General features: G+C 72.0%; 12 protein-coding genes. 6 read left to right on the top strand and 6 right to left on the bottom strand.

The annotated features are described in order from the left end of the window. Positions 1-96: 96 nt before the first annotated feature. Positions 97-327 (top strand): hypothetical protein, encoded by a 231-nt coding sequence (locus HZZ00_RS17740; protein WP_180333106.1) that lies wholly within the window; start codon positions 97-99, stop codon positions 325-327. A 476-nt stretch (positions 328-803) separates the two neighbouring features. Continuing rightward, positions 804-1,841 carry a C40 family peptidase gene (locus HZZ00_RS17735; RefSeq protein ID WP_180333105.1) on the top strand — a complete coding sequence of 346 codons (1,038 nt, stop codon included), beginning with the start codon at positions 804-806 and terminating at the stop codon, positions 1,839-1,841. A gap of 88 nt (positions 1,842-1,929) precedes the next feature. On the opposite strand, the gene HZZ00_RS17730 is transcribed toward HZZ00_RS17735, so the two are convergent. The 6 genes from HZZ00_RS17730 to HZZ00_RS17705 all read right to left on the bottom strand — a co-directional run bounded on the left by HZZ00_RS17730 (position 1,930) and on the right by HZZ00_RS17705 (position 8,068). Next, the gene (locus tag HZZ00_RS17730; RefSeq protein ID WP_180333104.1) at positions 1,930-2,616 is read right to left on the bottom strand and encodes an N-acetylmannosamine-6-phosphate 2-epimerase; all 687 of its coding nucleotides are present in this window, start codon (positions 2,614-2,616) and stop codon (positions 1,930-1,932) included. Beyond that, positions 2,613-3,560: an ROK family protein gene (locus HZZ00_RS17725; protein ID WP_180333103.1), complete on the bottom strand. Its 948-nt coding sequence runs from the start codon at positions 3,558-3,560 to the stop codon at positions 2,613-2,615. Before HZZ00_RS17725 ends, HZZ00_RS17730 begins: the two co-directional genes overlap by 4 nt. After that, positions 3,557-4,516, bottom strand: coding sequence for a dihydrodipicolinate synthase family protein (locus tag HZZ00_RS17720; protein WP_180333102.1), 960 nt, complete (start codon positions 4,514-4,516; stop codon positions 3,557-3,559). Before HZZ00_RS17720 ends, HZZ00_RS17725 begins: the two co-directional genes overlap by 4 nt. A gap of 71 nt (positions 4,517-4,587) precedes the next feature. Further along, positions 4,588-6,066 (bottom strand): exo-alpha-sialidase, encoded by a 1,479-nt coding sequence (locus tag HZZ00_RS17715; RefSeq protein WP_180333101.1) that lies wholly within the window; start codon positions 6,064-6,066, stop codon positions 4,588-4,590. Between the two features lie 26 nt (positions 6,067-6,092). Further along, positions 6,093-7,097 (bottom strand): acetylxylan esterase, encoded by a 1,005-nt coding sequence (locus tag HZZ00_RS17710; RefSeq protein ID WP_180333100.1) that lies wholly within the window; start codon positions 7,095-7,097, stop codon positions 6,093-6,095. 251 nt (positions 7,098-7,348) lie between these two features. Next, the gene (locus HZZ00_RS17705) at positions 7,349-8,068 is read right to left on the bottom strand and encodes a FadR/GntR family transcriptional regulator (RefSeq protein ID WP_180333099.1); all 720 of its coding nucleotides are present in this window, start codon (positions 8,066-8,068) and stop codon (positions 7,349-7,351) included. A gap of 155 nt (positions 8,069-8,223) precedes the next feature. On the opposite strand from HZZ00_RS17705, the gene HZZ00_RS17700 reads away from it, so the two are divergent. From HZZ00_RS17700 to HZZ00_RS17685, 4 genes are all read left to right on the top strand, one after another. Further along, positions 8,224-9,816: an ABC transporter substrate-binding protein gene (locus tag HZZ00_RS17700; protein WP_180333098.1), complete on the top strand. Its 1,593-nt coding sequence runs from the start codon at positions 8,224-8,226 to the stop codon at positions 9,814-9,816. An 81-nt stretch (positions 9,817-9,897) separates the two neighbouring features. After that, entirely contained in the window at positions 9,898-10,848 is a 951-nt protein-coding gene (locus HZZ00_RS17695; RefSeq protein WP_180333097.1) for an ABC transporter permease, read from the top strand. Next, a complete protein-coding gene (locus tag HZZ00_RS17690) occupies positions 10,848-12,818 on the top strand; it encodes a dipeptide/oligopeptide/nickel ABC transporter permease/ATP-binding protein (RefSeq protein WP_180333096.1) in 1,971 nt (656 codons plus the stop codon). Before HZZ00_RS17695 ends, HZZ00_RS17690 begins: the two co-directional genes overlap by 1 nt. After that, complete coding sequence (locus HZZ00_RS17685) at positions 12,815-13,849, top strand: ABC transporter ATP-binding protein (protein WP_180333095.1); 1,035 nt, start codon at positions 12,815-12,817, stop codon at positions 13,847-13,849. The genes HZZ00_RS17690 and HZZ00_RS17685 overlap by 4 nt, the downstream gene beginning before the upstream one ends. Positions 13,850-14,117: the final 268 nt, after the last annotated feature.

Genomic DNA, 14,117 nt, shown 5'->3' with positions numbered 1-14,117 from the left:
CCTGGACCTCTGGGGCGATCGCGGGTGGGAGTCAAGGCCGTTGAGGCATGCTCGTCGCAGTGAGCGCGAGTCATGGAACGCGGGTATGTACGGTCCATGGCGTCGAAATTCCGCACGGCAGACGGCGGCGAAGTCCGCGTCGGAGATCAGGTGTGGGCCCGGGTCTGGCAGGAGAGCGACAACAACCCCTGGCTCATCACCCGGCACCCGCTCGACAAGACCCACGTCATCCTCAAGGAGATCGGCGGCACCGAGGAACGCGTCCACCACCCGGACGACCTCGCCCTCTACTACTACGCCAACCGGCAGCCACCCAGTGGCGGATGACGTGGACCTCCCTTGGACCGAGCCGCCCGGAGCGCCGGATGGGTGTGCTTCTGCCCGGACGGGAAAAGGCGCCTGTGCGTGCCCGCGTCCCACAGCAGGACCTCGTCAGCTGCAGGGCCGGCCTGCGGATGCCCGGCGCAGCTGTAGGCGAGTTGGTGCACCGTCCTCGACCGCGGCCGCGAGCGTCCTGCCGGAACGCCACCCCCCAATGAACGGCGCCCCAGACCGGGAAACGGGACTTGTCCCGCTACCCACGACCTACTTTGCGGCTGGTGTCCGAGCCAGGACATCAGGGCTCTGCCGTTCGCCCGACGGCCGCGTCGCCGGCGAAGTGGGTTACTTCTGCCGGTAGTTCTGCATGGTCCACGCCCACGTGCCCGTGGTCCACTCTCCGGTGGCAGGGGACCCCCGTTCTTCCCCCACCCCGCCCAGGCCCCCGACGCATCCACCGGTGCGCACCAACAGGAGTCCGACCCATGACGTCGCATCGACGCCCCAAGCAGCCGAACCGCACACGCGTGACCGTGTTGACCACGGCAGCCGCCGCTGCCGTCGCCCTGAGCGCGAACGCCGCCGACGCCACGCCCCGTCAGAGGCTCGGCAAGGACGAGGTCGAAGCGAAGGTCGACAAGCTCTACGAGCAGGCGGAGCAGGCCACGGAGAAGTACAACGGGGCCAACGAGAAACAGCGGAAGCTGCAGAAGGAGATCTCCGCCGTCCAGGACAGCGTCGCCCGCGGCCAGCAGGAACTGAACACGTTGCGCGACGCCCTGGGGTCACTGGCCACCACCCAGTACCGCTCGGGAGGCATCGACCCCTCGGTACAGCTCCTCCTCTCGTCGGACCCGGACAGTTTCCTCGACAAGGCGTCCACGCTGGACCAGTTGGGCAGCCGGCAGGCCGACGCCCTGAAGAAGATCCAGGGCAGACAGCGGCAACTCGCCCAGGAGCGCGCCGAGGCCACCGAGAAGCTCAAGGCCCTCGCCACCACCCGCACCGAACTGGGCGACAGGAAGAGGGAGGTCCAGGGCAAGCTCGCCGAGGCACAGAAGCTGCTCAACACCCTGACCGCGAAGGAGAGGTCGGCCCTCGCCGCCGAGCAGCAGCGCGCCGACCGCTCCTCCGCCGAACGGGTTGGCATCGGCCACCAGACCCCCGCGTCCGGCCGGGCCGCCGCCGCTTTCTCCGCCGCCCGGAGCCAGATCGGCAAGCCCTACGTCCGTGGCGCCACCGGCCCCTCCTCGTACGACTGCTCGGGCCTGACCTCCTGGGCCTACGCCCAGGCCGACGTCTCCATACCGCGCACCTCCGAGGCCCAGTCGGGCATCGGGACCCGTCTGACACGGAGCCAACTCCAGGTCGGTGACCTGGTGTTCTTCTTCAACGACCTGCACCACGTGGGCCTGTACGCGGGCAACGGCCAGATCCTGCACGCTCCTCGCACGGGCACGGTCGTGCGCTATGAGTCGATGGACACCATCGGCGGCCCGTTCATGTTCGGCGTCCGCGTCTGACCCGACAGGCCACCGGTCGGCTTCACCCTCTCGATGGGGGTCGAGCCTCTTCGGGTGCCGCCATGTACCGCCGCCGCGCCGCTCGGGTTCAGCGTCCGAGACGCTCGGCGAAGAGTCTGGTCAGCGCGGTCGGGGCGGTGATGGCGGTGCCCACGACCACGCTCGACGCGCCCGCCGCCAGTGCTTCGGCGGCCTGAGCCGGCGTCGCGATGCGGCCCTCGGCGACGACCGGAACGCCGACCGCGGCGGCGAGGTCGGCGATGAGCCCGAGGTCGGGCCCGGTCTGCCGCGGCGAACCCGGCACGTAACCGGACAGGGTCGTCGCCACGAGGTCGGCGCCCTGTGCCGCCGCCCTGCGGCCCTCGTCGCACGTCGAGACGTCGGCCATCACCAGTGCGCCGGCCGCGTGGACGGCGGTGACGAGTTCCGCGAAGGTGCTGCCGTCCGGCCGCGCACGCGCCGTGGCGTCGGCCGCGACCACCGTGGCGCCCGCCTCCACCAGGGCCAGGGCGTGGCGCACGCTCGGCGTGATGTACACGCCCGTGTCGCCGTCCTTCCACAGGCCGATCACCGGCAGGCCGACGGCGGCGACGGCGGCCGCGACGACCTCGGGATCGTTGACCCGGACGGCCGCGGCGCCGCCCGCCTCGGCCGATCGGGCGAGGCGGACCAGAGTGTCGGTGTGGCGCATCGGGTCGCCCGGGGGTGCCTGGCACGAGACGATCAGACGGCCGTCGAGGGCTTCGGTCAGTGGCACGGTCGGGTGCGGGGTCATCGCCGGGCTCCGGTGGTGTGGGGGTGGTGCAGGGGCAGGGTTCGGGTGAGCGCGGCCGCGCCGAGGACCGCGGCGTCGGATCCGCCGCGCGGCGGCACGGGACGCAGCGACCGCAGTGGCGCCAGGAGTTCGGCGGCGAAGGCCGCGCGGAGGGCGTCCCAGTACAGGGCGCCGATGCCCGGCACGCCGCCGGCGACGACGACGCGGTGCGGGTCCAGCGCGTTGGCCAGGCCGCCCAGGGCACGCCCCGCCGCGCGGGCGCCCAGGGTGATGGCCGAGACGGCGTGCTCGTCGCCGTGCGCCGCGCGTTCGGCGACGGTTTGCAGGCGGTCGGCGGGGTCTCCGCCGAGCCGCGCGTGGAGCGCGGTGATGGCGGGGCCCGCCGCGATGGCCTCCAGGTGTCCCGAGGAGCCGCAGGTGCAGGGCAGTCCGGCTGCCTCGGGGCTGGGCAGATGACCCAGATGCCCGGCCACGCCGGCGGTGCCGTGCAGCATGGTTCCCGCGGTGGCGACGGCGCCGCCGATGCCGGTTCCGATGGCCGCGTAGATCAGCGTGCCGTCGCCGTCCAGGTCCGCGAGTTCCGTCCTCGCCGCGGCGCGTACGTCGTTGTCGCAGGCCACGGGCAGTCCCGTGCGGGCGGCGAGGCCTGCGGCCAGGGCGGTGCCGGTCCAGCCGCGGATCGTGTCCGTGGCACTGACGACGGTGCCGGTGGCAGGGTCGATGACGCCGGCGGCGGCGACACCGATCGCGGTGGCGTCCGGTGCCCACACCGCGCGGGCGGCCGTGGCCAGCGCGTCCAGCACCGCCGCGGCGCCCCGTGTCGCCGGGGTGGGCACGCTGTGCCGGGCCGCGACGGTGCCGTCGGACCCGACCAGGGCGGCGGCGATCTTCGTGCCGCCCAGGTCGAGACCGATCACCGGCGTACCGGGGGTGCGGTCCGTCATCGGACCGGGAGCAGCCCGGCGGCACGCAGCCGGTGCTCGACCTGTGCGACCGAGGCGTCGCCGAGCTGGATCTGCGGATCGGCGGTGGTGCCGTTCTCGAAGACCCCGAGCAGCCGCAGCGCGTGTTTGAAGGCGCCCATGGCGGAGGAGTTGCGGCCCATCTCGTCGTCCGCTCCCGCGTCGACCATGCCGAACAGCTCGACGAGGCGCTCCTGTTCCTTCACGGCGCCGTCCAGGTCACCGCCGCGCACAGCGTCGTAGAGGCGTACGTATCCGGCGGGGTCGACGTTGCCGAGGCCCGGCACGACTCCGTCGGCGCCGGCCAGCAGGGCGGCGTCCACGGTCAGTTCGGAGCCGGTGAGGACGCTGAACGCTGGGGCCGGGCCGTCGGCGCGGCCGTGGCGGCCGCCGAGTTCGACCAGGAGCCGGCGCAGCGAGCCCTCGTCGCCGCTGCTGTCCTTGAGGCCGGCCAGGGTGCCGTCCTCCGCGAGGTCGCGCACCAGGGCGGCGGAGAGCTTGCTGTGTACGGAGACCGGGAGGTCGTAGGCGTACAGCGGCAGGCCGGCGCGCTCGCGGACGAGGCGGAAGTGGCGGGCGATCTCCCGGGGGTGCGTCCGCGCGTAGAAGGGGGCGGTCGCCACGAGGGCACCGGCGCCCGCCTTGCGGGCGGCCTCGGCGTGTTCCAGCACGCGGGGGGTGGTCATGTCGATGACGCCGGCGAGCACGGGGACCCGTCCGGCGGCGGCCTCGACGACCGTCGTCAGGGCCACGGCCCGCTGCCGGTCGGTGAGGAAGGCGACCTCGCTGCTGGAGCCCAGGGCGAACAGTCCGTGCACTCCCCCGCCGATGAGATGTTCCACGAGCCGGGTGAGCGAGGCGGTGTCCACCTCGCCCGACGCATCCAGCGGGGTGCAGACGGGCGGCACGACGCCGCGCAGGGGTTGGGACGAGGACATGGGTGTCTCCTGGGCTGTGCTGGCGGTGGTTCGGGGGCGGGCCGCCGGTCGCGCGGCGGCCCGGGTCGGGGCTACGGCGTGACGGTGAGCGTCGTGTCGCCGTAGGAGTGCTGGGTGCCGCGGACCTCGTAGACCGCGGTCGTCGCGACGGTGCCCGCGGTGGTGTTCGCGGGCACGGTGACGGGGATCTCCACGTCGGCGCCCTGGCCCGGGTCGAGCGCGGGCACGGTCACCGCCGGGGCGCTCCAGCCGTTCGGCAGCGTGAGGGAGACGGTGCCGGAGGGGAGGCGGACGTCGTTCTGGCTGACGACGCGGACCGTGACCTCGGTGGTCCTGCCCGCGGGCAGCGAGGCGGGCGGTGTGACGGTGACCGGCGCGCAGACCCCGCCGAGCCACTTGAGGTCGAAGGAGGAGTAGGTGATGTGCTGGTAGTTGGCGCGTTCCCACAGCAGTCCCACCTGGGGGTCGGAGCCGGTGCCGTCGCCGAGCGGGGTGAGCGTCGAGTAGGCGGCCGAGCCGGCCTCGACGGTCTTGCGCACCGGCCAGTTCAGACCGTTGTCGCAGGACAGCCGGACGGTGAGGTTGCTGCGGCCGCTGGTGGACGCCGTGTTGCTGAACATCAGCCACGAGGCGCGCGGGTGGGTGGCGTCCACGTCCGGTGCGAAGCGGGCTATGGAGCCGTTGTTGCCGGGGTCGGGCAGTTCGGTGTCCTGCTGGAAGGGGGTGTAGGTGACACCGCCGTCGCTGGAGTAGGCCACCTTGCGGTAGGGCGCGGAGCGGGTGTTGAGCATGACGCGGCCGTCGGAGAGTTCGACGGCCTTGTTCTCGTCGCCGCCGGGTCCGACCGGGGTGCCCGTCCTCCAGGTGGCGCCGTGGTCGTCGCTGTAGGCGCTGACGGCGTAGTTGGCTCCGTTGGAGCGGATGGCGTACTGCTGGATCAGCCGGCCCTTGTGGGCTCCGTGGCGCAGTTGGATTCCTTCACCTGAGGCGGCGAAGATGCCGCCCCAGGCGGGGTTCTTGATCTCGGCGGTGATCCGCTCGCTCTTCCAGGTGATGCCGTCGTCGTCGGAGTAGCTGTAGTCCGCCTGGAGGATGTCGGGGTCGCTCTCGTCGTTCCCGGTCCCCGAGCCGAGGAACCCCTGGTTCACGGCGGCCGCGTAGAAGAGGAATATCCGTCCGGTCTCCCGGTCGACGAGGAGGCTCGGGTCGCCGTAGCCGTTGGGCGCGGCGTCCTTGCGCACGACCTGCTGGACCTGCCAGGTGATCCCGCCGTCGGTGCTGCGTCTGAGGACCACGCCGATGTTGCTCGGCAGGTCGCCGAGGGTCGGGCGGGCGTCGTAGGCGGCGAGCAGGGTGCCCTTGCCGGTTCTGGTCAGCGCGGGGATGCGGTAGTAGGGGGAGCCGGTTCCGGCGGTGGCGATGTCCTGTGAGACGAGGGTGCCGGCGGTGGCCGTGGGGGCGCCCGCGTCGGCCGCCTGGGCGGCCGGGACGGCGGCGGCCAGAACGGCGAAGGTCGTGGCGAGCGCGGCGAGGGGGATTCTGCACTGCATGGACGAACCTCTTCTCGGGCGGGGGATCAGGCGAGTTGGGGGGCGTGCAGGGCGCAGGCGCGGGGGCCGGCGAGCAGCTCCCTCGCCCAGGCGAGCTGTTCGCGCCGGTGGTGGCTGCCGCCGCCCTCGTGGCCGTTGAACTCGTAGACGCGCAGGTCCTTGGGTCCGCCGTAGCGGTGGTAGGCGGCGAAGCACGTCGAGGGCGGGCAGACGTCGTCCATCAGGGCGATGGAGAAGAACGCCGGTGCGGTGGCGCGTGCGGCCAGGACCGCGGCGTCGATGTAGGACAAGGTGTCGAACACCGTGTCGGTGCGGTCGCGGTGCAGGCTCAGGTACTGCGCGATCTCCGTGTAGGGGGGTGCGCCGGCGATGGTCGCCCCGCGCCGGATGTCACACAGGAACGGCGCGTCGGGCATCACCCCGGCCAGGCCCGGAGTCAGCGCCGCGACCGCCAGTGCGATGCCGCCGCCCTGGCTGTGTCCGGTCACGACGACCCGGTCCGGGTCGACGGCCGGGTGCGCGCGGGCCGCCTCGACGAAGAGGACGGCGTCGGTGAACACCCGCCGGTAGTAGTGGTCGTGGGGGTTCTCGACCCCGCGGGTCAGGAAACCGGGCACGGTGCCGGACAGCGCGGCGGTGTCGGGGGTGGCACCGCCTGCCGCGGACCAGCCCTGGCCGCGGGTGTCCATGATGAAGTGCGCGTATCCGGCGGTGGCCCAGAGCACCTGCTCGTGCGGCAGGCCGCGGCCGCGTCCGTAGCCGAGGAACTCCACCACGCAGCCGAGCGGGCCGCTCGCCGTGGCGGGCAGGTGGAGCCAGCCGCTGACGGGTTCGCCCCCGAAGCCGGCGACGGTCACATCGTAGGTCAGCACCTGGGTCAGGCCGGTGTCGACCGGTGTGAAGGCCGGCGGGTCCGCGAGAGCCCGGGCCCGACGCAGGGTCTGGTCCCAGAAGGCGTCGAGGTCGGCGGGTTCGGCGAGGTCGGGTCGCAGCGCCAGGCACTGGGCGAGCGTGAGATCCGTCAGCGGCATGAGGAGGCCCCGATGGGTGAGGCGTGCGCGTGGCACAGCACGGAGGTACGGGCGGAGGGAGATGATCGGCGTCCCTCCGGACAAAAGAGAAGACGTCAGACGTCTGTCGTCCTGGGACGATAAGGACGCCTGGGCGCGGCCGTCAAGTGCCGTGTCCGCCGGGGAAGTTGTGCGGGAGGCCGGCAGGGCACGCGGAAGCGGCGAAGGCCTCCGGTCGGGGGGCCTTCGCCGCAGGGCGGGGAAGCGGGAGGTCAGCGGTGGCGGCGGGCCTCCGCGATGCGGCGTCGCACCGGCGCGTAGTGCTCGGTCAGCGCCGCGGCGAACTCCGCGGGGTCGCGGTCCCGTACGGCGTCCACGATGCGCTGGTGGCTGGCGATGGTGGCGGCCTCGTGTTCGTGCGTGAACACGTCGAGGTGCGGGGCCACGATGACGTAGACGTCCCAGAACGCCGTGGACAGCTGGCCGATGAGGTCGTTGCCGAGCGGCTCCAGAAGGAGGGTGTGGAAGGCCCGGTCCGCCTCCACGAAGCCCTTGCCGTCGCCGCCACCGGCCTTGCGCATCTCGTCGACGAGTTCGGCGAGACGGTCGATCTGTCGCGCGTCCAGCGAGGTGACCAGCCGGTCGGCCATGCCCCGCTCGAACAGCTCACGGACCTCGATCAGGTCGGACATCACCTGGAAGTCGTCGTCGGGACTGAGCAGACCACGGAAGGTCAGGCTCTCCACCAGTGCCGACAGACTCAGCCTGCCCACGTAGGTACCGCGCCCGTGCCGCACGTCGACGATGTCGAGAGCGGCCAGGATCCTGATCGCCTCGCGCACGCTTGAGCGGCTCGCCCCCAAGGCCTCGCACAGCTCGGGCTCGGTGGGCAGCGGATCCCCCGGGCGCAGTTCGTTGCGCAGGATGTAGGCCTTGATTCCGTCCACGACCTCCTGCCGCAACGGCTGTCGTGCCGCTTTGGACTGGGCCATCCCCCACCCCGCCACCTCTTGACCCCTTTCGTTCGCCGGACTACGTTCCCACCTTACCAAGCATCAGACATCAGACGTCTTATGCCTTGCGGGGCGTTGAACTCGCTCGACTCCTCCCTGTTCCGCCACTCCCCCGTCTCCCGCCTGGAGGACCCTTGCCCGCGCACAGCGCAGCCGGCGTCGACCGCCGCACATTCCTGAGATACACCAGCGCCATCGGTGTGGCGACCGCGGTGACCGCGGGCCTCACGGCCTGTGGAGGTCCCGCGTCGAGCGGTGGCGCCACCGGGGCGTCGGGCGGCGGCGACACGATCGAGGCCGGTGTCTCCTATCCCCTCTCCACGGGATTCGACCCGATGATCACCTCGGGGGCCACCCCGTACGCGGCCAACATGCACATCTTCGAGGGTCTGGTGGACCTCGACCCGGCCACGCTCGTGGCCCGGCCCGCGCTGGCCACCCAGATGCCCACGAGGATCAACGCGACCACCTACCGGGCCACCCTGCGCAAGGGCGCGACCTTCCACGACGGTTCCCCGGTCACCGCGGAGGACGTCGTTTTCAGCTTCGAGCGCGTCCTCGACGAGAAGAACGCCTCGCTGATGGCACAGTTCGTCCCGTTCATCGACAAGGTCACCGCGCTCGACCGGTCGTCGGTCGAGTTCAAGCTGAAGTATCCGTTCGCGCTCTTCCCCTCCCGCATATCCGTGGTGCGCGTGGTTCCGAAGAAGGTCGTCACCGCCGACGCGAAGGGCTTCGACGCCAAGCCCGTCGGTTCGGGCCCGTACCGCTTCGTCTCCGCGGTCCGCGAGGACAAGATCGTCATGGCGGCCCACGACAAGTACAACGGGCCCCACCCCGCCAGGGCCAGGCAGATGGTCTGGCACCTGATCTCCGACCCGTCCGCCCGGGTCAGCGCGCTGCAGTCGGGCCGCGTGCAGGCCATCGAGGACGTTCCCTACATCGACGTCAAGGGCCTCACCGGGAAGAACGAGGTCGAGTCCGTCCAGTCCTTCGGACTGCTCTTCCTCATGTTCAACTGCAAGGACGAGCGCTTCGCGGACAAGCGGGTGCGCCAGGCCCTGCACTACGCCCTCGACATCGACAAGATCATCTCCACCGCGCTGCTGGGCAACGCCGCGGCCGCCACCGGATACGTGCCGTCCACGCACCCGGACTACCACAGGGCCGCCACCGTCTACGGCCACGACCCCGCCAGGGCGAAGAAGCTGCTGGCCGAAGCGGGCGTGGGCAAGCTCTCCTTCACCCTGATGCTCACGGACAACGGCTGGGTCAAGGACATCGCGCCGCTGATCAAGGAGAGCTGGGCCGCGGTCGGTGTCGACGCCCAGCTCGACATCCAGCAGTCCGCCGCCCAGTACGCCAAGATCGACAAGGGTGACTTCGCCGCCCTGGCCGCGCCGGGCGACCCCTCCGTCTTCGGCAACGACGCCGACCTGCTGCTGCGCTGGTTCTACTACGGCTTCTGGCCGGAGAAGCGCTACGGGTGGGCCGGCACCGCGGCGTACAAGCGGGTCAAGTCGCTGCTCGACCAGGCCTCGGCACAGGCCGACGAGGGCAGGCGCAAGGAGCTGTGGGGCAAGGTCACCGATCTCGTCGCCGACGAGGCGGCCCTGTACCCGCTGCTGCACCGCAAGCTGCCCACCGCCTGGCAGCAGGGCGCGTTGACGGGGTTCAGGCCGCTGCCCACCACCGGACTGTCCTTCATCGACGTCGGGCGCGCCTGACCCCCGCACACCCAGGCCGTCGAACCGTCGCTCCGCTCCCCCGGGGCGACGGCCCCCGTCCCGATCTCTAGGAACCTCACGATGGTTGCATTTCTCCGGCTCGCGCTGCGCCGCGTCGCGATGATGCCGGTGATGGTCCTCGGCATCACGCTGCTGGTCTTCGTGGTCCTCCAGTTCTCGCCGACCGACCCCGCGTACAACGCCCTCGGCGACTCGGCGAGCCCCGAGGCGCGAGCGGCGTTCGCCCACGCGCACGGGCTCGACGACCCCTTGCCGGTGCGCTACTTCGCCTTCCTGGGCAACCTGCTGCACCTGGACCTCGGCGTGACCATGTCGCCGAGCCAGCCCGTCACGGACCGGATCGCCACCGCCTTCCCGCTCACGCTGCAACTGACCCTGCTCGGCCTCGCGCTGGCCATCGTGCTCGCGCTGGTCTTCGGCGTCACCAGTGCCGTCTACCGGGACCGCTGGCCGGACCAGCTCTTCCGGGTGCTGTCGATGGCCGGCATCGCCCTGCCCTCCTTCTGGCTCGGGGTGCTGCTCATCCAGCAGTTCGCGCTGAACGTGCCGCTCTTCCCCACCGGCGGTTACGTCAACCCGGCCGACTCCTTCTCCGGTTGGCTCAAGAGCCTCGCGCTGCCCGCGCTGTCCCTCGCCCTGCCCGTCGCCTCGTCGCTGGCCCGCCTCGTCCGCACCTCGATGGTCACCGAACTCGACCGCGACTACGTGCGCACCGCCCGGGGCAGCGGCCTGCCCCCGTTCCTGATCGTCCGGTCCGTGCTGCGCAACGCGCTGGTCACCCCGTTGACGGTGCTCGGTGTCAAGGTCGGCTACATGCTCAGCGGCGCCGTCGTCATCGAGGCGATCTTCGACCTGCCCGGCATGGGCAAGCTGATCCTCGAGGGCGTCACGGGGGGCGACGTCGGTCTGGTGCAGGGCACCGTGCTCACCATCGCGGTCGCCTTCCTCCTGGTCAACGTCGTCGTCGACCTGCTCTACCTGCTCGTCAATCCGCGCATCAGGACGGTGTGATGTTCGCCCCACGTTCCCTCGCCGAGCGGCTGGCCCCCGGCGCCCGTCTGCGCCGGCTGCCCATGCCGTCCCGGATCGCCCTCGCGGTCCTCCTCCTCGTCGTACTGGGCGCGATCCTCGCCCCGCTGCTCACCCAGGACCCGCTCACCACCGGCACGCCCGCCCAGGCGCCGGGCGCCGGCCACTGGTTCGGCACCGACCGGGCCGGCCGCGACATCTTCGCCCGGGTCGTGCACGGCGCGCGCTACTCCCTCACCATCGGGTTCGGCGCCACCCTCCTCGCCGTGCTGATCGGCTCGTTCCTCGGCGCGCTGGCCGCCACCTCGCGCAAGTTCGCCGACGAGGCCGTGATGCGCACGCTCGACGTCATGATGTCGTTCCCGCCGATCGCCCTGGCGGCCGTGCTGGTCGCCGTGTTCGGGTCCAGCGTCCCGGTCATCATCTTCACCATCGCCTTCGTGTACGCGCCGTCGCTCGCCCGCGTCGTACGGGCCAACGTGCTGGCGCAGTACGGCGAGGACTACGTCTGCGCGGAACAGGTCATCGGCGCCCGGCGCGGGTACATCGTGGTGAAGCACGTCGCCGTCAACTGCGCCGCTCCGGTCCTGGTGTTCGCGACCGTCATGGTCGCCGACTCCATCATCTTCGAGGCCAGCCTGTCCTTCATCGGCGCCGGGGTGCAGGACCCGGACCCGAGCTGGGGCAGCGTCCTCGCCTACGGCCGCCAGCTGCTGCTGTCCGGCGGCTGGTGGGCCACCCTGTTCCCGGGACTGTGCCTGCTGATCACCGTGCTGGCCCTCAACATCCTCTCCGAGGGCATGACGGACGCCGCCGCGTCCCCGGACAACTCCCGTACCGGCGGGTCCGGTTCGGACGACAGCCCGGCGGCCCGGCCCGCCGTCGACCAGGCCGAGGCGGACGCCGCGCTCGCCGAACTGGCCGGCCGGCTCTCGGTCATGGAGCCCGCCGTGGCACCGCTGCCCGACGACGCGGCCGAACTGCTCGTGGTACGCGATCTGTCGATCCGCTTCCCCGACCGCTACGGCGACACCCGCGTCGTCGACGGCATCTCCTTCACCGTCCGCGAGGGCGAGACCCTCGGCCTGGTCGGCGAGTCCGGCTGCGGCAAGTCGATCACCAGCCTCGCCGTCATGGGCTTGCTCGCACGCAACGCCGAGGCGGAGGGTGAGATCCTCTACCGCGGCCGCGACCTGCTGAAGCTGTCACCGAGGGAACGCCGCGCGCTCATGGGTCCGGAGATCGCCATGGTCTACCAGGACGCCATGTCGTCGCTGAACCCGTCCGTGCTGATCGGCACCCAGCTCAAGTGGCTCACCTCCCGCGGCGGCACCCGCACCCCCGCGGAACTGCTGGAGCTGGTCGGCCTGTCCCCCGAGCGCACCCTGCGCAGCTATCCGCACGAACTCTCCGGCGGCCAACGCCAGCGCGTACTGATCGCCATGGCACTCTCCCGCAGCCCACGGCTGCTCATCGCCGACGAGCCGACGACCGCGCTGGACGTCACCGTGCAGGCGCAGGTGGTCGAACTGCTGGCCGAGCTGCGCGACGAACTCGGCTTCGCGATGGTGCTCGTCTCCCACGACCTGGCCCTGGTCGGCGACCTCGCGCACCGGGTCGCGGTGATGTACGCCGGCCAGGTCACCGAGGTCGGCACCACCCGGTCCCTGCTGACCGACCCCGCACACCACTACACCCGCGGGCTGCTCGGCTCGGTCGTCTCCCTGGAGGCGGGTACCGAACGGCTGCACCAGATCCGCGGTGTCGTCCCCGCGCCCAGGGCCTTCGGTGCCGGCTGCCGGTTCGCCTCCCGCTGCACCGCCGCCACCGAGCTGTGCGCCACCACCCCGCCGCCGCCCAGCGACCGGCCCGGCGCGCGGGACCACCTGCTCGCCTGCCACCACCCGGCGCCCGTGGCCCGGCCGGCCATGCCGCTGGAGGGCACCCGATGACCGCTCCGAAGGACAGCACCATGGACCCCCTCATCCGGCTCGACGGCATCCATGTACGGCACAGGGCCCGCAGCGGCGGCCTGCTGCGCCGGGACACGGTCCAGGCCCTGACCGACGCCTCCCTGGAGGTCCGGCGCGGCGAGATCCTCGGCCTGGTCGGCGAGTCGGGCTGCGGCAAGTCCACGCTGGCCCGCGTGGTCACCGGTCTGCAACGCCCCACACGAGGAAGGGTGTTCTTCCAGGGCGAGGACCTGTGGCGGATGAGCGGCGCCGACCGGCGGTCCCGGTTCGGTCCGGCCGTCGGAGTGGTCTTCCAGGACCCTTCCACCGCGCTGAACCCACGGCTGCCGGTACGGCGCATCCTGCGCGACCCGCTGGACGTCCATCAGCGCGGCTCCCGCGCCGAACGTGAGCGGCGCGTGGAGGAACTCCTCGATCTGGTCGGTCTGCCCGGACACACGCTGGACGCGCTGCCCGGCCGGCTCTCCGGCGGCCAGCGCCAGCGGGTGGCCATCGCCCGAGCGCTGGCCCTGGAGCCGGAGCTGATCGTCGCCGACGAGCCCACCAGCGCCCTGGACGTGTCCGTGCGCGCCCAGATCCTCAACCTCCTGGTGGACCTGCGCGCCCGGCTCGGTCTGGGCATGGTGTTCATCTCGCACGACGTGCAGACGGTGCGCTACCTGGCGGACCGCGTCGCGGTGCTCTACCTCGGGCGTGTCGTCGAGGAGGGACGGGCCGCCGACGTCTGCGGCGCGTCCCGGCACCCGTACACCGAGGCGCTGCTCTCGGCGACGCCGAGCCTGCTCGAACGCCCGGAGCGGATCGTCCTGCACGGGCCGGTGCCATCGGCCACCAACCCTCCGACCGGATGCCCGTTCCGCACCCGCTGCTGGAAGGCGGACGCCGCCTGTGCCACCGCCTTCCCGGCGGCGACCGACGGCGCGGAGGGCCACCGCTGGCACTGTGTGCATCCGCAGCCGGCCGCCGGGCGCGCCGCATCCCTGTCGTCGGCGTCCACCGACGGCCCCTGACCAGGGTGATGTCCGGGGCTCCGCTCCCCCGTCGTCCGCACCCGTCGTCCGCACCCGCCGACGCGTCGCCGGGGCCCGTCGTACGGGGCTCCGGCGACGGTGGCTCGCGGGGCCCGGCGGCGAGGACTCGCCGACCGGTGGGGCGTCTTCGTCGACGAAAAGCCCTCGTCTCGCCCCCGCCCTCTCACACCGACTCGTCGCCGATCCGGCCCGTTCGGGAAAGGCTCACCGCCGACGGAGGCTCCAGCCCGATCGGGAGACGGAACCG

It is taken from the genome of Streptomyces sp. NEAU-sy36, from assembly GCF_013423905.1.
Lineage (GTDB): Bacteria > Actinomycetota > Actinomycetes > Streptomycetales > Streptomycetaceae > Streptomyces > Streptomyces misionensis.
Note: the sequence above shows the minus strand (reverse complement) of the source record. Positions and strands in the feature narration are given on the sequence as shown.

Coding starts and splice junctions, on each gene's coding strand:
- HZZ00_RS17740 (WP_180333106.1), top strand. CDS start 97: ATGGCGTCGAAATTCCGCACGGCAGACGGCGGCGAAGTCCGCGTCGGA.
- HZZ00_RS17735 (WP_180333105.1), top strand. CDS start 804: ATGACGTCGCATCGACGCCCCAAGCAGCCGAACCGCACACGCGTGACC.
- HZZ00_RS17730 (WP_180333104.1), bottom strand. CDS start 2,616: ATGACCCCGCACCCGACCGTGCCACTGACCGAAGCCCTCGACGGCCGT.
- HZZ00_RS17725 (WP_180333103.1), bottom strand. CDS start 3,560: ATGACGGACCGCACCCCCGGTACGCCGGTGATCGGTCTCGACCTGGGC.
- HZZ00_RS17720 (WP_180333102.1), bottom strand. CDS start 4,516: ATGTCCTCGTCCCAACCCCTGCGCGGCGTCGTGCCGCCCGTCTGCACC.
- HZZ00_RS17715 (WP_180333101.1), bottom strand. CDS start 6,066: ATGCAGTGCAGAATCCCCCTCGCCGCGCTCGCCACGACCTTCGCCGTT.
- HZZ00_RS17710 (WP_180333100.1), bottom strand. CDS start 7,097: ATGCCGCTGACGGATCTCACGCTCGCCCAGTGCCTGGCGCTGCGACCC.
- HZZ00_RS17705 (WP_180333099.1), bottom strand. CDS start 8,068: ATGGCCCAGTCCAAAGCGGCACGACAGCCGTTGCGGCAGGAGGTCGTG.
- HZZ00_RS17695 (WP_180333097.1), top strand. CDS start 9,898: ATGGTTGCATTTCTCCGGCTCGCGCTGCGCCGCGTCGCGATGATGCCG.
- HZZ00_RS17690 (WP_180333096.1), top strand. CDS start 10,848: ATGTTCGCCCCACGTTCCCTCGCCGAGCGGCTGGCCCCCGGCGCCCGT.
- HZZ00_RS17685 (WP_180333095.1), top strand. CDS start 12,815: ATGACCGCTCCGAAGGACAGCACCATGGACCCCCTCATCCGGCTCGAC.